This window comes from Stenotrophomonas maltophilia (assembly GCF_023518235.1).
In the GTDB taxonomy this organism is placed as follows: Bacteria; Pseudomonadota; Gammaproteobacteria; order Xanthomonadales; family Xanthomonadaceae; genus Stenotrophomonas.
This window is the reverse complement of record NZ_CP090423.1, coordinates 3,266,136-3,285,800: the sequence shown is the minus strand read 5'-3', so window position 1 is coordinate 3,285,800 and position 19,665 is coordinate 3,266,136. Positions and strand designations below refer to the sequence as shown.

18 protein-coding genes are annotated in these 19,665 nt (G+C 65.9%); 11 read left to right on the top strand and 7 right to left on the bottom strand.

Going from position 1 to position 19,665, the window contains the following annotated elements:
* Positions 1-95: 95 nt before the first annotated feature.
* The 7 genes from cls to LZ605_RS15380 all read left to right on the top strand — a co-directional run bounded on the left by cls (position 96) and on the right by LZ605_RS15380 (position 7,028).
* On the top strand, positions 96-1,556 hold the full coding sequence (cls, locus tag LZ605_RS15410; RefSeq protein WP_107231314.1) for a cardiolipin synthase: 1,461 nt from the start codon (positions 96-98) through the stop codon (positions 1,554-1,556).
* Between the two features lie 40 nt (positions 1,557-1,596).
* Positions 1,597-1,872 carry a hypothetical protein gene (locus tag LZ605_RS15405; RefSeq protein WP_249842375.1) on the top strand — a complete coding sequence of 92 codons (276 nt, stop codon included), beginning with the start codon at positions 1,597-1,599 and terminating at the stop codon, positions 1,870-1,872.
* A 9-nt stretch (positions 1,873-1,881) separates the two neighbouring features.
* Positions 1,882-2,625, top strand: coding sequence for a pyridoxine 5'-phosphate synthase (locus tag LZ605_RS15400; RefSeq protein WP_249842374.1), 744 nt, complete (start codon positions 1,882-1,884; stop codon positions 2,623-2,625).
* Positions 2,626-2,770: 145 nt separating this feature from the next.
* Positions 2,771-3,862, top strand: coding sequence for a PA0069 family radical SAM protein (locus tag LZ605_RS15395; RefSeq protein ID WP_107231317.1), 1,092 nt, complete (start codon positions 2,771-2,773; stop codon positions 3,860-3,862).
* 185 nt (positions 3,863-4,047) lie between these two features.
* A complete protein-coding gene (locus LZ605_RS15390) occupies positions 4,048-4,410 on the top strand; it encodes a hypothetical protein (protein WP_249842373.1) in 363 nt (120 codons plus the stop codon).
* A 556-nt stretch (positions 4,411-4,966) separates the two neighbouring features.
* Positions 4,967-5,395, top strand: a complete 429-nt coding sequence (locus LZ605_RS15385; protein ID WP_249842372.1) for a hypothetical protein — start codon at positions 4,967-4,969, stop codon at positions 5,393-5,395.
* Positions 5,396-6,416: 1,021 nt separating this feature from the next.
* On the top strand, positions 6,417-7,028 hold the full coding sequence (locus tag LZ605_RS15380; protein ID WP_249842371.1) for a hypothetical protein: 612 nt from the start codon (positions 6,417-6,419) through the stop codon (positions 7,026-7,028).
* A 102-nt stretch (positions 7,029-7,130) separates the two neighbouring features.
* On the opposite strand, the gene LZ605_RS15375 is transcribed toward LZ605_RS15380, so the two are convergent.
* The 3 genes from LZ605_RS15375 to LZ605_RS15365 all read right to left on the bottom strand — a co-directional run bounded on the left by LZ605_RS15375 (position 7,131) and on the right by LZ605_RS15365 (position 10,433).
* Positions 7,131-7,841, bottom strand: coding sequence for a 2OG-Fe(II) oxygenase (locus tag LZ605_RS15375; RefSeq protein WP_249842370.1), 711 nt, complete (start codon positions 7,839-7,841; stop codon positions 7,131-7,133).
* Between the two features lie 108 nt (positions 7,842-7,949).
* On the bottom strand, positions 7,950-8,966 hold the full coding sequence (locus LZ605_RS15370; RefSeq protein ID WP_107231325.1) for a class 1 fructose-bisphosphatase: 1,017 nt from the start codon (positions 8,964-8,966) through the stop codon (positions 7,950-7,952).
* Positions 8,967-9,230: 264 nt separating this feature from the next.
* Positions 9,231-10,433 carry an aromatic amino acid transaminase gene (locus LZ605_RS15365; protein ID WP_249842369.1) on the bottom strand — a complete coding sequence of 401 codons (1,203 nt, stop codon included), beginning with the start codon at positions 10,431-10,433 and terminating at the stop codon, positions 9,231-9,233.
* Positions 10,434-10,604: 171 nt separating this feature from the next.
* Between LZ605_RS15365 and LZ605_RS15360 the strand changes: the two genes are divergently transcribed.
* On the top strand, positions 10,605-12,695 hold the full coding sequence (locus LZ605_RS15360) for a TonB-dependent receptor family protein (protein WP_249842368.1): 2,091 nt from the start codon (positions 10,605-10,607) through the stop codon (positions 12,693-12,695).
* A gap of 100 nt (positions 12,696-12,795) precedes the next feature.
* Here the strand turns inward: LZ605_RS15360 and LZ605_RS15355 are convergent, their stop codons facing one another.
* Entirely contained in the window at positions 12,796-13,140 is a 345-nt protein-coding gene (locus LZ605_RS15355) for a hypothetical protein (RefSeq protein WP_249842367.1), read from the bottom strand.
* Positions 13,141-13,286: 146 nt separating this feature from the next.
* Here LZ605_RS15355 and LZ605_RS15350 point away from each other — a divergent pair, with 146 nt between their 5' ends.
* From LZ605_RS15350 to ligD, 3 genes are all read left to right on the top strand, one after another.
* On the top strand, positions 13,287-13,685 hold the full coding sequence (locus tag LZ605_RS15350) for a hypothetical protein (RefSeq protein ID WP_249842366.1): 399 nt from the start codon (positions 13,287-13,289) through the stop codon (positions 13,683-13,685).
* Positions 13,686-13,851: 166 nt separating this feature from the next.
* A complete protein-coding gene (locus LZ605_RS15345; RefSeq protein WP_249842365.1) occupies positions 13,852-14,757 on the top strand; it encodes a Ku protein in 906 nt (301 codons plus the stop codon).
* A gap of 3 nt (positions 14,758-14,760) precedes the next feature.
* Entirely contained in the window at positions 14,761-17,241 is a 2,481-nt protein-coding gene (gene ligD, locus LZ605_RS15340) for a DNA ligase D (RefSeq protein ID WP_249842364.1), read from the top strand.
* Between the two features lie 71 nt (positions 17,242-17,312).
* On the opposite strand, the gene LZ605_RS15335 is transcribed toward ligD, so the two are convergent.
* The 3 genes from LZ605_RS15335 to eda form a co-directional block, all read right to left on the bottom strand.
* Positions 17,313-17,705, bottom strand: coding sequence for a hypothetical protein (locus LZ605_RS15335; protein WP_249842363.1), 393 nt, complete (start codon positions 17,703-17,705; stop codon positions 17,313-17,315).
* A gap of 159 nt (positions 17,706-17,864) precedes the next feature.
* Positions 17,865-18,893: an alcohol dehydrogenase AdhP gene (gene adhP, locus LZ605_RS15330; RefSeq protein WP_249842362.1), complete on the bottom strand. Its 1,029-nt coding sequence runs from the start codon at positions 18,891-18,893 to the stop codon at positions 17,865-17,867.
* Between the two features lie 95 nt (positions 18,894-18,988).
* Positions 18,989-19,627: a bifunctional 4-hydroxy-2-oxoglutarate aldolase/2-dehydro-3-deoxy-phosphogluconate aldolase gene (gene eda, locus LZ605_RS15325; protein WP_249842361.1), complete on the bottom strand. Its 639-nt coding sequence runs from the start codon at positions 19,625-19,627 to the stop codon at positions 18,989-18,991.
* Positions 19,628-19,665 lie beyond the last annotated feature (38 nt).

Below are 19,665 nucleotides of genomic sequence, written 5' to 3'. Positions count from 1 at the left end.
ACAGTCATGACGCGACTGCAGACGCCCCTGGAAACAGGGGCGTCTTTTTTTGTACCTGCCACGATCCGTAGAGCCGAGCCCGCTATGATCGGCGGATGCTCGCCCTCTTCGACTCCCTGCGGCACTGGCTCGACGGCGTCGCCCATCTGGGCACGATCCTGGCAGTGGCCTATCTGCTGTACCTGCTCGCGCTGACCGGCTGGATCATGCTGCAGAAGCGCGAGCCGGTGGCCACGCTGAGCTGGATCCTGTCGCTGGCACTGCTGCCCTATCTGGGCTTGTTCATCTACTACCTGCTGGGCCCGCAGAAGGTGAAGCGGCAGCGCCTGCGCCGCGGACGCGCGCGCTCGGGCATGGAGCACTACAGCGACGTCTGCCCGCCGGATGCGGACTGCACCGAGCTGGCCAAGATCGCCCAGGCCACCACCGGGCTGGCGCCCAGCAGCGCCACCGAAGTGACCTGGCTGGTGGATGGTGCCGCCACCTACGCGGCCCTGCTCGAGGCGATCGCGCAGGCACGCGACCACGTGCATCTGGAGTACTACATCTTCAACCCGGACCACGCCGGCACCGCCTTGCGCGACGCACTGGTCGAGCGCGCCCGCGCCGGCGTGCAGGTGCGCCTGCTGCTGGACGCGGTGGGTTCTTCCGCCCTGCCCCGCCGTTTCCTGCAACCGTTGCTGGACGCCGGCGGCGAGGCCATCTGGTTCCATCCACGGCAACTGCTCAAGCCTTTCAAGCGCCCGTGGCTGAACCTGCGCACCCATCGCAAGCTGGTGATCGTCGATGGTCGCCTTGCCTTCACCGGTGGCATCAACATCACCGACGACGAAGACGAGAGCCGCAAACCGGACGCCTACCGGGACCTGCACATGCGCATCCGCGGCCACGTGGTGCGCAGCCTGCAGCTGGTGTTCGCCGAGGACTGGCTGTACGCCAGCGGCCAGGACCATTCGCGCTTCGACATCGCGCGCCTGTGGCCGGCCGAGATGCCGCTGCGCGCCGATGGCCCGATCAACGCACAGGTGCTGGTCTCCGGCCCGGACTCGGGCTGGGAAACCATCCACCGCCTGCACGTGGCCGCCATCCAGGAAGCACATGAACGGGTCTGGCTGGTCACGCCCTACTTCGTACCGGGCGAGGCGGCGCGGATGGCGCTCACCTCGGCCGCGCTGGGGGGCCTGGACGTGCGCCTGCTGGTGCCGAAGATGAGCGACTCCTGGTTCGTCACCCAGGCCGCCCGCTCCTACTTCGACGAGCTGCTGCATGCCGGGGTGAAGATCTACGAGTACGGCCCGCGCATGCTGCACACCAAGGCCTTCATCGCCGATGACGACGTCTGCATCGTCGGCAGCGCCAACTTCGACCACCGCAGCTTCCGCCTGAACTTCGAACTTTCGATGATGATCAGCGACCGTGATCGGGTGGCCGCCCTGGCCGAGCTGCTGCAGAGCGAATTCGACCGCGCCACGCGTGTGCATGACCAGGCCGGGCGTTCGCTGTGGCTGCACCGCCTGCCCGAGGCATTTGCCCGCCTGGCCTCGCCGCTGCTGTGAGGCAGCGCTACACTTCGCCGATCATCCGGGGAGCCCGACTATGTACTGGTTGTACCTGTTGCTGGCGCTGGGCTGCTTCGCCTTCGCGCTGAAAACCCCGAGCGTCGGGCTGATGACCCTGTGCCTGCTGGCCGCCCTTGCCTTCCTGCTGGCCTGGGTGCGTGGCCGCTACGTGGCCCGGTTCGGCGACCTGCAGCGCGATCCGGCCACCCTGATCGATGCCGACGAGCTGCGCCGCCTGCGCGAACAGGCCGAGGCCCGCCGTGCCGGCGACAGCACTGACCACGATCACGATCCATCCCCTCTTTCCAAGTAGTTCCGTTCCATGACCCAGCTCAGCGTCAACGTCAACAAGATCGCCGTCCTGCGCAATTCGCGCGGCGGTGCCGAACCGGACGTGGTGCGCGCCGCCCAGGCCTGCCTGGATGCCGGCGCGCATGGCATCACCGTGCACCCGCGGCCGGACCGCCGCCACATCACCGCCGAGGACGTGCTGGCCCTGTCCACGCTGACCCGCGCGCGGGGCGTCGAGTTCAACATCGAGGGCAACCCGTTCGCGCCGCCGCGCGAGGGCTACCCCGGCCTGCTGCTGTTGTGCGCGCAGACCCGCCCGGCGCAGGCCACCCTGGTGCCCGACGGCGATGGCCAGATCACCTCCGACCATGGCTTCGACTTCGAGCGCGATGGCGAGCGCCTGCGCCCGCTGGTGGCCGAGCTGAAGGCGATGGGCTGCCGGGTCAGCCTGTTTGTCGATGCCGGCAACCCGCTGCTGGAACAGGCGACCGCCGTGGGAGCCGACCGCGTCGAGCTGTACACCGGCCCGTACGCCGAGGCGCATGCCGCTGGTGATGCCACTGCGATGCTGGCGTTGTTCGCCACCGCAGCGCGCCGCGCGCAGGCCGTGGGGCTGGGAGTGAATGCCGGCCATGACCTGTCGCAGGACAACCTGCGCGATTTCCTGGCCCACGTGCCGGAGGTGCTGGAAGTGTCGATCGGCCACGCGCTGATCGGCGAGGCGTTGTATGACGGGCTGGACGCCACGGTGCGGGGCTACCTGGCCCTGCTGTGACCGATGGGTGCAGCCGAGCATGGGCTCGGCGCTACAAGGCACCCGCATCCACTGTAGAGCCGAGCCCACGCTCGGCTCAGGCTTGCCCTGAACCCTTCAGGCGGCCGTCGCAGCCATTGAGACAGCCCCGGCGTACGCTGCCGCAATGGGTATTGCGATCAAGGGCCGAGGTTCCACGTCCCACCTTGCCGGGCGCTTTGAAAGCACCGTCAGCGAGGCGGTGGACGACGGCTGGGCGGTCGACGAGAGCGAGGAGTTCCTCGCCCCGCGCCTGCGCACCGAGGTGCGCGCCGAGACCGCACGCAGCATCATCAGCCGCAACAATTCGCCGGACGTCGGCTTCAGCCAGTCGGTGAATCCGTACCGCGGCTGCGAGCATGGCTGCTCCTACTGCTTCGCGCGCCCCTCGCATGCGTATCTGAACCTGTCGCCGGGCCTGGACTTCGAGACCAAGCTGTTTGCCAAGACCAACGCGCCGCAGCTGCTGCGCAAGGAACTGTCGAAGCCGGGCTACGTGCCGCAACCGATCGCGCTGGGCATCAACACCGATGCGTACCAACCGATCGAACGCAAGTTCAAGCTGACACGGCAACTGATCGAAGTGATGCTGGAAACCAAGCATCCGTTCTCGCTGATCACCAAGAACGCACTGGTCGAACGCGATATCGATCTGCTGGCACCGTTGGCGGCGGAGAACCTGGTCAGCGTGCATTTCTCGGTGACCTCGCTGGACCCGCATCTTTCCGCGAAGCTGGAACCGCGCGCCTCGGCGCCGCATGCGCGGCTGCGCGCGATGAAGCGCCTGCATGAGGCGGGCATTCCGGTGGGCGTGATGGTGGCGCCGGTGATTCCGTGGATCAACGACAGCGAACTGGAAGCCGTGCTGGAGGCCGCGCACGACGCCGGTGCAAGTACCGCCGGCTACGTGCTGTTGCGCCTGCCGCTGGAAGTGGCGCCGCTGTTCCGCGACTGGCTGGATACCCATCATCCCGATCGCGCCGCGCACGTGATGAGCACCATCCAGCAGCTGCGCGGCGGCAAGGATTACGACAGCCAGTTCGGCACACGCATGCGAGGCCAGGGCGTGTATGCGGAGCTGTTGAGCAACCGCTTCAAGCTGGCGCGCAAGCGGTTGGGATTCAATGCGCAGAACAGCCATTGGCCGAAGCTGGATTGCAGCCGCTTCGTGAAGCCGTTGCCGCCGAAGAAGGATTCGCCGCAGGGGTCGTTGTTCTGAGGTAGCACGGCCTCTGAATGACGTCGCCGCGCGCCGCGAGTCGCACTCCGCACTATTCAACCTGCCGAAGGCCGTACTACCATTCCCCCCCCTGGACGCGCCGCCCTCGCGCGCAGCGGCATGGATTGATGAGCGGCTCAATCCCTCAAGGACTGCCTGCAGCGACGGGCTGAGGAATGCGGTGAATGGACAAGTGGCTTCTTGTTGCAATGAGCGCTCTGGCGCTACCCGGATGCAGCGCCATGGGGGGTGACATGATCATTCGTGTTTCAGGGGCGGTGCCGGCATCCAACGCCATGGCCGGGCGCGAGGGCACCTGCCAGCTGCACTTGGTGTCCGCGGCGACCGGTGAACACCTGAATGCCAGAGAGATCCGGGGGCAATTCTCCACGACGATGATGGTTGTCTCAGGCCCGGCACCGACGCACTACGTCTTCGTTGCCGACTGCGGCGATGGCCGCAGCTTCAGCTCCAGGACCATCAGCATCAGCAGCCGGCGCTCACACAGCAGGACTTTCGAGCTTGGAATGCTTGGCGAAAGCCAGTGAGAGCCTGGGGAAAAAGTGTGGTTGGAACCAAATACCGGAAGATGGTCCTCTCAGTTGGACATGCCGCCAGCGTCGGAGCGATGGTTTACTTCTACAACAAGGCGTCCTCGCTCTACCAACGTGTGAGAGAGTGCCTGGATCACGTGGACGACACTTCTGCGTTTGAGTACTGCAAGGGCTACCCGGATTCCATCGAGTTCCATCTCATCGGAATGGTGGTCTCGTTTCTCATGATCCTTGTGATAAGTCACTACAAGGAGGCCTTCACCGTGAACAGGCGATAGCGAACGGCGGGGCAATCACCTGGCGCTGGACCGATCCCATCCGAGCCATGTGAGATCCCTGCTCAAGGTCATGCTTGCGGAAGCCGCCTTTGATAGGGCGCTCGAACCTGGGAATGGATCTTTCGGCCGACAAGCTCCATGCGGGCATCTGCATGGCATGCGGCAGTACGCGCAGAGCAGCCCACAGAATTTTCGATGGCGCGCAAACCGTAGTCGCTGCGAGGGAATTCAAGCGTAGCTGGAATGCCGATCGGTCGAGCTTCTGAAAGCTGATGATCGTACTTCCTGGAGTGCTCCGCGCCGGGCAAACCCTCGCTATTGGAGATGACGGAGTACGTGCGTTCTTCAGCCAAGGAGTGAATGCTTTTGCAGGCAAGAGTGGTTGCTACAGCACGGCCGATTCCGGCCAGATCATCATTGATGCAGTCAAGCCCAACAGGTTTGAGGTTTCGCTGGAGGCGACTTTCAGGCTTGCAAGTCCTCTGGATTGGCCTGAAGACTTCGACGTTCCTGCCAGCATCCATCGTGCAATCAAGGCCAAGAGCGCGGACATTGCCGAACTGCGTGCGTGGGAGGGAAGGCCGGGTGGTGGCGATGACTCACCTTTGAAGAGGCGAATACTTCAACAAAATGCTTGGAATCAGGATGATAACTCCGCTGCCGCAGCGGGCGGCGTCCTCTATCGGCGCTGCCCCCGGTAGCGCAGAGCATGCTCGACCTCTGGCCAGCAGGCGGGTGCACCGAACGGTGCGATTGCAGCTGAGAGAATGATGAAGATCATACTTTGGACACCTATAGCCATATTCTCTTTGCTTTCGTTGAGAGCGATGGCTTTCGTCGTCTATCAAGTGCTGAATGGATCTCCCTTGGAGGAGGAGGAGATCGTTGTCGCTGGGGTCGGATTGGTCTGTGGCTGGATTGCCTGGGTGATGTACAAGGTCCTGATCAGACCATGGAGGGCACCAAAGGGCTAGTTCTGAGCAGAATGCTGCAAGTTGCCCTGCCCACCGCATACGGATCCTCAATCAATGCCGCACACAACAATGCCGGTGCATGGGCCGGTGCGGCCATAGTGCTAGAGGAGACACGCAGTTGAGATTGCCATTTACGTTTTCGTGTCCAAGCTGCGGTACTCCGGGTCAGAATTTCCCCTTTCATGATTATATCGAGAAGGAAACCAGGACCCACTGCAGGGAGTGTGCAGCTGAAATTGTGTCGGCCTTGGGCCACGTGAAGTTCGCAATCTGCTACGCGCTTGTCTTGATCAGCTTGGCACCTGTCGGGATCGTGCTTCTCGCAGGTATCCTGACTGCACAGTGGCTCTGGGTAGCGGTAGCGTTCACCGTAGGTGGCTTCTTCTGTGGTGTGCCGATGTTCTTCCATTCCCGGAACGCCCAACTGCCCATGGCCGACAGGCGGCCGCAACGATACGGGCGAAGTGGGATGCCATAGGCGAGCCGTGGAAGTTGCTGGGCGCAGGCAGGCAACGTCGTCCATGGCGATGCGCACATTCATTGCCGGGCCCGCTCATGGGAAGCGGATGCGCGACTCGATCTTCAGTGCTTTGATCTACGTATACCGCCTCTCTGGCGTCTGGATGCCTTGCAGAGCTTCTTCACCCAAACTGGGGGCTGCGCGGAGCATTTGGAAGAGGCCACGAGAAATTGGCCAGGGAGGCAAACATTCGCACCGAACGAGCAAGTATTCCTGGGGAGTGCACCTGTGCAAACTAAGTTGTTGACTGCGCTAGTTCTAGGCCTGACCTGCAGTGCGTGCACATCGCTTCCTGGCAACCATAAGGTCAGCGCCTTCTTCGTTTCCAACGCCAACGCTGATGTGGCAGGTTGTGATACGTCTGACTTCAGGGAGGTTGCCCTTGCCTGCCACCGCATTACTGAAGGAAACAATGTGGTGGTGGCTTTGCGTGAGTACGCAGCGCCTGAAGTCGAGAACGAAAGGTACAAGAAGCTGACGTTGATCCTTCCCCCGAATCTGGCGGAAGGCGATGTGCTTGATTTGCCGAGTAACGAAAGCAGGGCGGTCTACAGCACTGGCCTCAGCTTGAGACCTGGCAGCATTGGATGCTACGGAAAGGCTGTTTCCGGTAGCGTCGAGATCCTCAAGAAGTCCGACGATCTGATGCGGGTTCGCATCAACGCACGCTTTGATCTCGATAGCCCGGCAGGCTGGAGGGACCACTGCAATGCGCGGGAGTTCAGCTACGATCTGAATGTCATTCGGAGAGCATTGAATCAGTTGGGTGCATGGGAGGGCGTCCGGGCACCGGGGGATTCATTAATCAGCGAAGGAACTCCAGGCAGGCGGCTGCCGTAGGATCAGGGTAGCAGGGACGCTACGTGGGGTAGCACCGATTCTGGCGAGGCCGCTCCATGATTCCAGCGTGAGTGGTGAGATCATCAGAGTGCCCGGCGCCCCTCACCCACCCCCAAACAACTTCTGCGCACTCTGGAACAGGATCCAGCTCGTCGCGATGAACTTGTCCCCACCCTGCGGCCGATTGCCGCGATGGGTATGAGTGAACGCGGTCGGTGCGATCAGCAGGCTGCCGGTGCGCGGTGCGATCTTCCGCCCCTGGAACAGGAACTCGGTTTCGCCTTCGTCGAAGTCGTCGTTGAGGTACAGCGTCCACAGCACATGCCGGTGCAGGGTCTCGGCCTGCGCGTCCTTCGGGTACAGCTCGCAGTGCCAGTACGGATAACCGCCCTCGCCCGCCGCATACCACTGCAGGTTGATCGCACCCGGGCGCAGGCAGGTGCGGGCCAGATCGGCCAGCTGCTGCTGCGGCATGTCGGGGAAGTCCTCGGCAGACAGGCGTCGCGGTTGGCCGTCGCTGTCCTGGATCTGCAACATCAACGGCGCGATCAATGCCTGTGGATAACGGCGTAGATAAGTCAGCAGCCCGTTGAACACCGCGATCTGCAGCTGCTGGTCGACATCCTGCCAGCCGTCCAGGCCACTGATGCGCAGATCCTTGCTGTGCTTGAGTTCCGGGAACACACCACTGCCTACCGCACCCGGCAGCAGGCCGCGCGTGGCGCGCAGACGCTCGACGATCGCCGCGCAGACTTCGCTGGGGACGGCGTTGTGGATGACTTCGATGAAATCGACCGGGCCCTGCTCGTACATGCGTGCGTTCCTTAGGCGGCAACGGCTTGATGGTGCCGCTTGCCGCCTTCGGTGTCACCCCATGGTCATGTCATCGAAGTGCCATGACCGCGGTCGGGCAACCGTGGGTCAGCCCTGCGCCTGGTCGTGCGCGTGGTGGTAACGCACCGCTTCGGCGACTTCCTCACGCGAGCCGAGGAACACCGGCACGCGCTGGTGCAGCTGGTCGGGCTGGATGTCGAGAATGCGCTCGCGGCCGGTCCAGGCGGCGCCGCCGGCCTGTTCAACCAGCAGGCCCATCGGGTTGGCTTCGTACATCAGGCGCAGCTTGCCGGCCTTGGACGGATCCTTCTTGTCCCACGGGTAGATGAAGATGCCGCCGCGGGTCAGGATGCGGTGCACGTCGGCCACCATGCTGGCGATCCAGCGCATGTTGAAGTTCTTGCCGCGCGCGCCTTCCTTGCCGGCCAGCAGATCGCCCACATAGGCCTGCATCGGCGCTTCCCAGTGGCGCTGGTTGGACATGTTGATGGCAAATTCCTGGGTGGCCGCCGGAATCTGCATGTTCTCGGTGGTCAACACGAACTCGCCCTTCTCGCGGTCCAGGGTGAAGGCGTGGGTGCCGTGGCCGACGGTCAACACCAGCTGGGTGCTGGGCCCGTAGATGCAGTAGCCGGCGGCAATCTGTTTGCTGCCCGGCTGCAGGAACGCGTCATCGCCCGGCAGCTCGACGTTGGTCGGGCAGCGCAGCACCGAAAAGATGGTGCCCACCGAGACGTTGACGTCGATGTTGGAGCTGCCATCAAGGGGATCGAACAGCAGCAGGAAGTCGCCGCGCGGGTAGATGTCCGGCACCGGCTGGCTGTGGTCCATTTCCTCCGAGGCGCAGGCAGCGAGGTGGCCGCCCCAGGCGTTGGCTTCGAGCAGGATCTCGTTGCTGATCACGTCCAGCTTCTTCTGCGCTTCGCCCTGCACGTTGCCGGTACCGGCTTCGCCGAGCACGCCGCCGAGGGCGCCCTTGCTGACGGCGATGGAGATGCTGGTGCAGGCGCGGGCGACCACGGCGATCAGCTGGCGCAGGTCGGCGTTGATGCGGCCGGCGTGCTGTTCCTGGATCAGGAAGCGGGTCAACGAAGTACGGGACATGGTCGGGCAGGTCTCGGCAGCGGGAAAACGCCTATTGTCGCCCGTCCGGCCAGCGCGTGCGTGAGCGCGGGGAGGCGTAATCGTTTCCAGATGCGCTGCGCCGTGCCGCCGCCGCAGGGCTTGTGTAGAGCCGAGCCCGCGCTCGGCTGCGCTTCGTCCGTGATGGCGCGCAAGCCGAGCGTGGGCTCGGCTCTACAAGTAACCATGACCCCAGAACAAAGGCGCCTTTCGGCGCCTTTGTCTTCAAACCACTGGAGCGTTGCTTCAGCCCTTGGCGACGGTGGCCACGGCCTTGGCGACGTATTCCAGGTTGTTCTGGTTCAGCGCGGCCACGCAGATGCGGCCGGTGCCGACGGCGTAGATGCCGAACTCGTCGCGCAGGCGTTCAACCTGCTCACGGCTCAGGCCGGAGTAGGAGAACATGCCGGCCTGCTCGTTGATGAAACCGAACTGCGGCGCACCGGCCGCGGCCAGCTTCTCGACCAGACCCTGGCGCAGGGCGTGGATGCGCTCGCGCATCTCGGTCAGCTCCTGCTCCCACATCGCACGCAGTTCCGGGTTGTTCAGCACGCCGGCCACCAGCGCGGCACCGTGGGTGGACGGGCTGGAGTAGATGGTGCGGATCACGCGCTTGACCTGCGACTGCACGGCCTTGGCGTCTGCGGCGGTCGGTGCCACCATCGACAGCGCACCCACGCGCTCGCCGTACAGCGAGAACGACTTGGAGTACGAGTTGGCGACGATGAAGCTGTCGATGCCGGCCTCGGCGATGATGCGCACGGCGGCGCCATCCTGCTCGATGCCCTTGTCGAAGCCCTGGTAGGCCATGTCGATGAAGGGGAAAAGCTGGCGGTCCTTCAGCAGCTGCGCGACCTGCTTCCACTGGGTGACCGTGAGGTCGGCACCGGTGGGGTTGTGGCAGCAGGCGTGCAGCAGCACCACGGTGCCCGCTTCCAGCTTGCCCAGGTCGGCCATCAGGCCGTCGAAGTTGACGCCATGGGTGGTCGGGTCGAAGTAGGTGTACTCCACCACCTCGAAGCCGGCCGCGCTGAACACGGCGCGGTGGTTCTCCCAGCTCGGGTTGCTCAGCGCGACGGTGGCGTGCGGCAGCAGTTTCTTCAGCACGTCGGCGCCGACGCGCAGCGCACCGCTGCCACCGACGGTCTGTGCGGTGGTGACGCGGCCGGCAGCCAGCAGCGGCGAATCCTTGCCGAACACCAGCTCACGCGTGGCCTGCGTGTACGCCGGCAGGCCATCGATCGGCAGGTAGCCGCGCGGTTTGGCTTCAGCGGCGAGCTGCTGCTCGATCTGCTTGACGGCGCGCAGCAGCGGAATGCGGCCGCTCTCGTCGTAGTAGATGCCCACACCCAGGTTGACCTTGGTCGGGCGGCTGTCGGCGTTGTACGCCTCGGTCAGGCCCAGGATCGGGTCGCCTGGGACCAGTTCCACGTTTGCAAAGAAGGACACGGCGGTACTCGTTCGGTAGACGGAAAGGGGGAGGAAGTGCGCTACGCGGTCTGCGGCTTTTCGGCCGGAAACAGCCCATCGTAACAAAGCCTGCCGGGGCTGGCCGCCGCCATCGTCATCGACGGCCCCGTACCATGGCGTGCGTTGCCGCCCGATCCATCAACCTGAATCATGAATCCTGCCGCGCGCCGTCCCTCCCTGCCGCTGATCGCCGTGCTGCTGTCGCCCTGGCCGGCGCTGGCCGAACCGTCTGCCACGGCGCTGCCCGCCGTGCAGGTGCAGGCGGCGCGGGTGCCGGGCATCGACCCGTTCGCATTGCCGGCCAGCCAGGACACGGTCTGGATCGACGCCGGCCGCGCCGGGGCGGGCGCGCAGCTGCCCGAGGCACTGACCGGGGTGCCGGGGCTGCTGGCGCGCGACCGGCAGAACTTCGCCCAGGACACCCAGCTGTCGATCCGCGGCTTCGGCGCACGCTCCACCTTCGGCGTGCGCGGGGTACGCGTGCTGATCGACGGCGTGCCGGCCACCATGCCCGACGGCCAGGGCCAGCTGTCGCACGCCAGCCTGCTGGGTGCCGAGCGCATCGAGGTGCTGCGCGGGCCGTTCTCCGCGCTGTATGGCAACTCCTCCGGCGGCGTGCTGCAGGTGTGGAGCGCACAGGGCCAGGCCGATGATCCCTGGCGGCTGCGCCTCAACGCCGGTGCCGGCAACACGCTCAGTGTGGGCGCGCAGCTGAAGGGCGCCGGCCGTGGACTGGACTACAACATCGCTGCCAGCCATTTCCGCACCGACGGCTGGCGTGATCACAGCCGTGCACGCCGCGAATCGCTCAATGCGCGCATCGGCGGTGATCTGGGCGGTGGACGGCTGGAGCTGCTGCTCAATGCGCTGGACGCGCCCGATGCGCAGGACCCGTTGGGCCTGACGCGTGCCCAGGTGGCGGCCGACCCGCGCCAGGCCACGTCGGTCGCGCACCAGTACAACACCCGCAAATCGGTGCTCCAGCAGCAGGCTGGCCTGCGCTGGACCCGCGAGGCCGGGACGCAGCGCTGGCAGCTGATGGGCTACGCCGGCCAGCGCGCGGTGAGCCAGTACCTGCCGATCCCGCCGACCGCGCAGGCCAACCCGCTGCATGCCGGCGGCGTGATCGATCTGGACGCCGGCTACGGCGGGCTGGACGCGCGATGGGGCTGGCACGGCGACGTGGGCGGGCGGCCGCTGGACCTGGTGGCCGGGCTCAGTGCCGACCGCCAGCGCCAGCATCGCACCGGCTACGAGAACTTCGTGGGCAGCACGCTGGGCGTGCGTGGACGCCTGCGTCGCGACCAGATCGATACCGTGCAGAACCTGGATCAGTTCGCGCAGGCCTGGTGGCAGTGGAGCCCGCGCTGGTCGCTGCTGGCGGGCGTACGCCACAGCACTGTGCGATTCCAATCGGATGACCGCTACATCACCGGGCGCAACCCGGATGACAGTGGCCGCCGCCGCTACCAGGCCACCACGCCGGTGGCGGGCATCAGCTTCGAGGCCAGCCCGCAGTGGCGGCTGCACGCCGCAGTCGGTCGCGGCTTCGAGACCCCCACCTTCAACGAACTGGGCTATCGCGCTGACGGGCACGCCGGGCTGGCACTGGATCTGGCCGCCGCCCGCAGCCGCAGCGTCGAGGTCGGCAGCAAATGGCACGCGCAGAACGGAACCCAGCTGGATATCAGCGTGTTCCGTGCAGATACCGACGAAGAGCTGGCCGTTGCCAGCAACATCGGCGGTCGCAGCACCTATCGCAACATCGGCCGCACCCGCCGCCAGGGCGTGGAACTGCAGTACCGGCAGGCGCTGGCCGAGCAGCTGGAACTGCAGCTGGCCTGGACCTGGCTGCAGGCACAGGTACGCTCACCGTATCTGACCGCGAACAGCACGGTGACTGCGGGCAGCCGCCTGCCGGGCGTGCCCCGACAGCAGGCCTTTGCCCGCCTGCAATGGACGCCGGCCGACTGGCAGTGGGCGCTGGAGGCCACCGCCAGCAGCGATACCGTGGTCAACGATGGGGCCAGCGAGCGCGCGCCGGGCTTCGCCCTGCTGCACCTGGAAGGTGGGCGCCGCTGGGCGCTGCCGGGCGGAGAACTGCGCGCCTTCGCGCGGCTGGAAAACGTGCTGGACCAGGCCTACATCGGTTCGGTGATCGTCAACGATGGCAATGGCCGCTACTACGAGCCGGGGCCGGGGCGGCGCGCCAACGTGGGTGTGCAATGGTCGTGGCGATGAAGCGGTAGCGCCGGCTGTTGGCCGGGAATGTCTCCTGACCGACGGGTCGTGCCGGCCGCTGGCCGGCATCGCGCCGTGCAGGATGTCAGCAGGTGACCCGTCAATCGGGGGCCTTGGCCGGCACGAACGGCGAGGTGGGGTCGCTGGCCGGGAAGGTCTCCTCCAGCGCCTCGTCCTGGTTGTCGCTGGCGTGCTGCTTGCGCTCGCGGCGCCTGAGCGGGCTTTCCTGGCCGCCGCGATGGCGGTCACCGCCGTCCTTGCGGTCCTGCGCCGCCTGTTCAGCCTGGCGCTTCACCGGCAGATGTTCGCCGCCCTGTGCGGCGTCAAAGAACGGCGCGCCGGTGCCGCGGTAATCGGCGTTGTCTGCATCGTGCTTGCCACGCTGCTCGCCGGGAATCGGCGGATGGTTCGCGCGCAGCGGGTCGCGGGAGGTCTCTCGGCTCATGGTCTGGCTACCTGCGCTGGGGACTCCCACTACAGCGCCGGGCAGGTAAAGCCGATGCGAACCTGGCGTCATGAACATCTCGCTCACCCCCCGGTAACGGCACCGCGCGTATTCCTGCCCACCCGCCCCCACTGCAGGAGCCGGCCATGCCCCGTCTTGAGCGACCCGCACCGTCCGTGTTCAACGCCCTGCTCGACCCGCTTGGCCAGCGCACCGCGCAGCGCCGGGCACGTCGCCAGGAAGACCCGCAGGCGGTGGCGCAGGACTACCTGCAGTACATGCTGAGCGATTACGAGGAGCGCCGCGGTCAGAACCATCGCAACTGGCGCGACCTGTGCCCGGTCTATGCCTTCGCGCTGACCACCCACGCCGCCGACTGGCCACGCGGTGACGCGGCCGATACCTGCGAGGAGCTGGCCGAACACTGGGAACAGATGCGCGGGCAGTCACGGTTGAGCTGGTCGCAGGCGCGACCGGTGGTGGAAGACGCCTGGCGCGCGCTGGACCATATTCCGGCCGCGGCGGTGAGGCCGCTGCTGCAGTAGTGCCGGCTGCTGGCCGGCAATCCCGGGAAACTTCAGGCCGCGAGCCTCAGCCGGCCAGCGGCCGGCACAACTGTTTTCCGTAGAAGCCACCTGCACGGCACCGACACGGGTGGTTTACATCGCCGGACTGAAGCTGGGCGTCCCCTGCCCCGTCACAGGTGTTCCCATGGCCCGCCCGATCTGGACCGGCACACTGTCTTTCGGCCTGCTCAATGTGCCGGTGTCGTTGATGTCCGGCGAACGCAAGGTCGATCTGCAGTTCCGCATGCTTGATTCACGTGACCGCAAACCGATCCGCTTCGAGCGGGTCAACGCCGATACGGGCGAGGAAGTGCCCTGGAAGGACATCGTCAAGGCCTACGAGTACGACAAGGGCAGCTATGTCGTGCTGGAGGAAGGTGACATCCGCTCGGCGGCTCCAGAGAGCCACGAGGCCGTGGAGGTGGAATCATTCGTGGATGCGGCGCAGATCGACCCGCGCTACTACGAGAAGCCGTATCTGCTGGTGCCCGCCAGGAAAGCCGAAAAAGGCTACGTGCTGTTGCGCGAAACGCTGCGCAGTACCGGCAAGGTCGGCATTGCGCGGGTGGTGGTGCGTACGCGCGAGTACCTGTGCGCGGTGATGCCGCAGGCAGACGCGCTGGTGCTTATGATCCTGCGCTATCCGCAGGAACTGGTGGATCCGGAGGACTACAAGCTGCCCACTGGCAAGCTGTCCGACTACCGTATCACCAGCAAGGAAACAGCGATGGCCGCGCAGCTGGTCGAGTCGATGGCCGGTGATTGGGATCCGACGCAGTATCACGATGAGTTCCGCGAGCGCCTGCACAAGGTATTGAACAAGCGGATCAAGTCCAAAGGAGGCACCACCCGGGTGGAAGAGGAGCCGGCGCCACATGAAGATGCGGCCACCAACGTGGTTGATTTCATGGCGCTGCTGCAGAAAAGCCTGGATGCCAACACGCGCACACCGGCGAAGAAGAATGCGAGCCGCAAGGCACCGGCGAAGAAGGTGGCAAAGAAGGCCGTCAAGAAGGCCGCCAAGAAGACCGCGCGGCGTAAGGCAGGCTGAGTGATGTCGCTGCACCAGTACCGACGCAAGCGTCGCCTCGGCGGAGGTACCGGGCAGACGCCGGAGCCTGACGACACCCCCGCCCAGGGAGATCCGAAGCGGCGGCCGACCTTCGTCATCCAGCTGCACCATGCCAGCTCGCGCCACTACGATTTCCGCCTCGAAATGGATGGTGTGCTGAAAAGCTGGGCGGTGCCGAAAGGCCCTTCGCTGCGGGCGGGTGAGAAGCGGCTGGCGGTGGAAGTGGAAGACCATCCGCTGTCCTACGCCGCCTTCGAGGGCGACATCCCTGAAGGTCACTACGGTGCGGGACATGTCGAGGTGTTCGACCAGGGCACCTGGGCCTGCGAGGGTGATCCGCTGGCGGCGCTGGCGGCAGGCAAGATCGACTTCGTGCTGCATGGGCGACGGCTGGCCGGTGGCTGGAAGCTGGTGCGAACGACAATGAAGGGACGCCAGGTGCAGTGGCTGCTGATCAAGCGCGACGACGATGACGCGCGCGATGCGGAGGCCGATGATCTGCTGGAAGGCCCGGTGCCGAAGCGTGCAACGGCGGAACAAAAGCGCTCCGCGAAGAAGGCGGCGCGCGCTGCCCCGGCCAGGCGCAGCCGCAAGGCCGATGGCCGTTGGCATGCCCGCGCACTGCGACTGGAGGGTGCGCGCGACACACCGTACCCACACGACTTCAAGCCACAGCTGACCGACCACCGCGACACCGCGCCGGACGGCGATCGCTGGCTGCACGAGATCAAGTGGGACGGCTATCGTCTGTTGGCCGATCTGCACGACGGTGAGGTGAAGCTGCGCTCACGCAATGGTCTGGACTGGACCACTGACTTCCCTGAGGTGGTGCAGGCGCTGAAGGCGCTGCCGGTAGGTGACGCACGCCTGGACGGCGAGCTGGTGGTACTGGATGCACAAGGGCGCAGCGATTTCGCAGCGTTGCAGCGGGTGATCGATGGCAGCTCCAAGCAACCGCTGCGCTACATCGTGTTCGATCTGCCAGGTGTTGCGGGGGTCGATATCAGCCGCGCACCGTTGCTGGCACGCAAGGCGCTGCTGAAGGCACTCATCGGGTCTGCGCCGGGCACGCTGGCCTTCAGCGAACATGTGATCGACCACGGCCCGCAGGTGTTCGAGGCCAGTGGCGATGCCGGCTTCGAGGGCATCGTCAGCAAGCAGGTGGATGCGCCATACGTCAACGTGCGTGCGCGCAGCTGGGTGAAGGTGAAGCACGAAGATGCCGATGAGTTCGTGATTGTCGGCCATACCGCACCCAAGGGCTCACGGGTGGGATTCGGCTCGCTGCTGCTGGCGGCGCCGGACAAGGGCGGGCTGCGCTATGTGGGCCGCGTCGGTACCGGCTTCGACGATCAGAGCCTGCGCGCGGTGCTTCATGCATTGCGGCCGCTGGCGGTGAAGACGCCGGTGCTGGAACTGCCTGCGCATGTCCCCTTCCGCGCTGCCAGCGTGCGCTGGGTGAAGCCGGTGACGGTGGCCGAGGTGGCCTTCCGAGGCTGGGGCAAGGAAGGCCTGCTGCGCCAGGCCAGCTTCAAGCGGCTGCGCAGCGACAAGCAGATGGAGGATCTGGATGTGAGTACAGCCAACACGCAAGCCGGTGACGACGTGCAGATCACCCACCCCGAACGCATCGTGTTTCCAAGGCAGAAGGCGAGCAAGGGCGATGTGGCCGATTACTACCTTCGCATGGCGCGCTGGATCCTGCCGGAGATCGCGGGCAGGCCATTGTCGCTGCTGCGCTGCCCGGACGGCGTGGGCAAGGCGTGCTTCTTCCAGAAGCACCACGGCCCCGGCCTGGGTGATGCGGTGCATGCGATTCCGCTGCAGCAGAAGAGCGGCCGCGAGGACTACGTCTATATCGACGATGCGCGCGGGCTGTTGCAGCTGGTGCAGATGAATGTGCTGGAGCTGCATCCATGGGGCGCCACCGTGGCCGATCCCGAGCATCCGGACCGGCTTGTGTTCGATCTTGATCCGGGTGAAGGCGTGAGCTGGGCGCAGGTGAAAGCAGGGGCACGCGACGTGCGTGACCGGCTGTTGAAGGTCGGGCTGGAGAGCTTCGTGCGGCTGTCCGGCGGCAAGGGCGTGCATGTGGTGGTGCCGCTGCAGCCGAAGGCGGACTGGGAGCAGGCCAAGGCATTCTGCGAGGCCTTCGCCCAGGCCATGGCGCTGGAACAACCGGACCGCTACGTGGCGACGATGAGCAAGGCCAAGCGTGGCGGCGTCATCTTCATTGACTGGCTGCGCAACACGCGCGGCGCGACCAGCGTGTGTTCGTGGTCGCTGCGTGCGCGTGACTCCGCCGGTGTGGCCGTACCGCTGCGCTGGGAGGAACTGGCGCGCGTCAGCGCGGCTGACGCGTTTCCGATGGCAAAGGCACTGGCGCGGGCGAAGCGATTGAAGGGAAATCCGTGGCAGGGTATCGAGCGCTTGAAGCAGTCGCTGCCGACGCTGAAGCGGTAGTGCCGGCCGCTGGCCGGCAACTGCAGGGTGGCCAAGGTTCCCGGCCAGCGGCCGGCACTACCAGTATGCGCTCAGCGCGGATCGCGCGAAGCGCGGCGGCCGAACCACCAGCCCAACAGCAACTGCACCGGCAGCGACACCAGCAGCGAAATGACGAACCACAGCGGGAAATCGGCGCCTGCACTCCACACGGCGTAGGCGCAGCCCAGCGCGATCAGCGACCAGATCGAGAAGCCGTGCGAACGTGGCCAGCACGGCGCGTAGTAGGTGGCGAAGGAAATACCGGCGATGCCACCGAGTACGCTGAACGCCAGGTCCCAGCCCAGTTGCACGCTGTTGTTGTGCGGCGCCATTCCCAGCAGCGGCGGCAGCCAGCTGGCAACGCTGCTGACCAGCGCCAGCGACAGCACGCCGCCGATCAGGGCGACGACGGACAGGAACAGGGTCTTGAGCAGGCCAGGCATGCGCGCATTGTACGGCGGTGCGATGCGGTCGTGCCGTCCGGTTGCAACGGGTCAGAGCCCATCCGACAGGGGCCGATGGGAGATCCGACCCGGTGGATCGGCATGGCCGCCGTGCCCGTGGGAGAGGGGTACGGAACGACGGCGGCCATGCACAGACGGTCAGGCGGCGAAGTCGAGCACCACGCGGCCTTCGATGGTGCCCGCATGCATGCGCGCGAACACGTCGTTGATGTTCTCCAGGCGGTCGGTGCTGACCGTGGCGGCGACCTTGCCTTCGGCGGCGAACTGCAGCGATTCCTGCAGGTCCAGCCGGGTGCCGACGATCGAGCCGCGCACGGTGATGCCGTTGAGCACCATGCCGAAGATGTCCAGGGGGAAGTTGCCCGGCGGCAGCCCGTTGAGCGACACGGTGCCGCCGCGGCGGACCATGCCCAGCGCCTGTTCGAACGCCTTCGGTGACACCGCGGTGACCAGCGCGCCGTGTGCGCCGCCGATTTCCTTCTTCAGGAACGCGGCCGGATCGGTGGTGCGCGCGTTGACGGTGACCTGTGCACCGAGCTGCCGCGCCAGCGCCAGCTTGCTGTCGTCCACGTCCACTGCGGCCACGTTCAGGCCCATCGCGCGGGCGTACTGCACCGCCATGTGGCCCAGGCCGCCGATACCGGAGATCGCCACCCAGTCACCGGGCTTGGTATCGGTGACCTTCAGCCCCTTGTAGACGGTCACGCCGGCACACAGCACCGGTGCGATCTCGACGAAGCCCACGTCCTTCGGAAGCAGGCCGACATAGTTGGCATCGGCCAGTGCGTACTCGGCGAAGCCGCCGTTGACCGAGTAGCCGGTGTTGCGCTGTGTCTCGCACAGCGTTTCCCAGCCACCCAGGCAGTGTTCGCAATGGCCACAGGCCGAGTACAACCAGGGGATGCCGACCCTGTCGCCTTCCTTGACGTGCCCTACCCCGCCTCCCACGGCCACGACGTGCCCCACGCCCTCGTGGCCGGGGATGAATGGCGGGTTCGGTTTCACCGGCCAGTCGCCCTCGGCGGCGTGCAGGTCGGTGTGGCAGACGCCACAGGCCTCGATCTTGACCAGCACCTCGCCCGCCCCCGGGCGTGGTACCGCGACTTCCTCGATGACCAGTGGCTTGCCGAACTCACGTACGACGGCGGCCTTCATGGTGGAATGCATGTTCGGATCTCCGTAGTGCGCTTGCCCACAGAATGACGCCGGCTCGAGGCCGGCGCTTTGATCACGATCAAACTATCGACGATCGATGCCGGGATTCAGCTGGCCAGCACCGACGCTTCACGGGCCAGGCGTTCAATGGCATCCCAGTCGCGGGTCTGCAGCAGCGCCGGCGTGGTCAGCCACGAACCGCCCACGCACAGCACGTTGGGCAGGTGCAGGAACTGCGGTGCGGTCTGTGCGCTGATGCCACCGGTCGGGCAGAAGCGCACCTCGGCGAACGGGCCGTGCCAGGCGGCCAGCAGCGCGGCACCGCCGGCCTGCACCGCCGGGAAGAACTTGAACGTGTCCGTGCCGTGTTCCAGACCCAGGATGAGGTCCGAAGCCGTGGCAGCACCGGGCAGGTACGGCAGGTCGGCATCGCGCGCGGCGGCATACAGCGTCGGTGTTGCACCGGGTGACACTGCGAAACGTGCGCCGGCCTGCTTCGCCGCCTGCATCTGCGCGGCGTTGAGCACGGTGCCGGCACCGATCACCGCATCGGGCACGGCCTCGACCATGGCCTTGATCGCATCCAGCGCCTGTGGCGTGCGCAGGGTCACTTCGATCACCGGCAGGCCACCGCGGAACAGCGCCTGGGCCACGTGGACCGCTTCATTCACATCTTCGGGGGTGTACACCGGGATCACCGGTGCCAGCTTCAACAGCGCGCGCAGGCGCGGATCAGCGCTGGACATCGTCTTGCTCCTTGCCCGCCAGGGCGTCGCGGATGGCT

Excerpts from the sequence above, each read along its gene's own strand:
- LZ605_RS15390 (WP_249842373.1), top strand. The coding sequence starts at position 4,048 with ATGGACAAGTGGCTTCTTGTTGCAATGAGCGCTCTGGCGCTACCCGGA.
- LZ605_RS15360 (WP_249842368.1), top strand. The coding sequence starts at position 10,605 with ATGAATCCTGCCGCGCGCCGTCCCTCCCTGCCGCTGATCGCCGTGCTG.
- adhP (WP_249842362.1), bottom strand. The coding sequence starts at position 18,893 with ATGCATTCCACCATGAAGGCCGCCGTCGTACGTGAGTTCGGCAAGCCA.
- LZ605_RS15395 (WP_107231317.1), top strand. The coding sequence starts at position 2,771 with ATGGGTATTGCGATCAAGGGCCGAGGTTCCACGTCCCACCTTGCCGGG.
- eda (WP_249842361.1), bottom strand. The coding sequence starts at position 19,627 with ATGTCCAGCGCTGATCCGCGCCTGCGCGCGCTGTTGAAGCTGGCACCG.
- LZ605_RS15335 (WP_249842363.1), bottom strand. The coding sequence starts at position 17,705 with ATGCCTGGCCTGCTCAAGACCCTGTTCCTGTCCGTCGTCGCCCTGATC.
- LZ605_RS15345 (WP_249842365.1), top strand. The coding sequence starts at position 13,852 with ATGGCCCGCCCGATCTGGACCGGCACACTGTCTTTCGGCCTGCTCAAT.
- LZ605_RS15350 (WP_249842366.1), top strand. The coding sequence starts at position 13,287 with ATGCCCCGTCTTGAGCGACCCGCACCGTCCGTGTTCAACGCCCTGCTC.
- LZ605_RS15400 (WP_249842374.1), top strand. The coding sequence starts at position 1,882 with ATGACCCAGCTCAGCGTCAACGTCAACAAGATCGCCGTCCTGCGCAAT.
- cls (WP_107231314.1), top strand. The coding sequence starts at position 96 with ATGCTCGCCCTCTTCGACTCCCTGCGGCACTGGCTCGACGGCGTCGCC.
- LZ605_RS15385 (WP_249842372.1), top strand. The coding sequence starts at position 4,967 with ATGATCGTACTTCCTGGAGTGCTCCGCGCCGGGCAAACCCTCGCTATT.
- LZ605_RS15355 (WP_249842367.1), bottom strand. The coding sequence starts at position 13,140 with ATGAGCCGAGAGACCTCCCGCGACCCGCTGCGCGCGAACCATCCGCCG.
- LZ605_RS15405 (WP_249842375.1), top strand. The coding sequence starts at position 1,597 with ATGTACTGGTTGTACCTGTTGCTGGCGCTGGGCTGCTTCGCCTTCGCG.
- LZ605_RS15370 (WP_107231325.1), bottom strand. The coding sequence starts at position 8,966 with ATGTCCCGTACTTCGTTGACCCGCTTCCTGATCCAGGAACAGCACGCC.
- ligD (WP_249842364.1), top strand. The coding sequence starts at position 14,761 with ATGTCGCTGCACCAGTACCGACGCAAGCGTCGCCTCGGCGGAGGTACC.
- LZ605_RS15375 (WP_249842370.1), bottom strand. The coding sequence starts at position 7,841 with ATGTACGAGCAGGGCCCGGTCGATTTCATCGAAGTCATCCACAACGCC.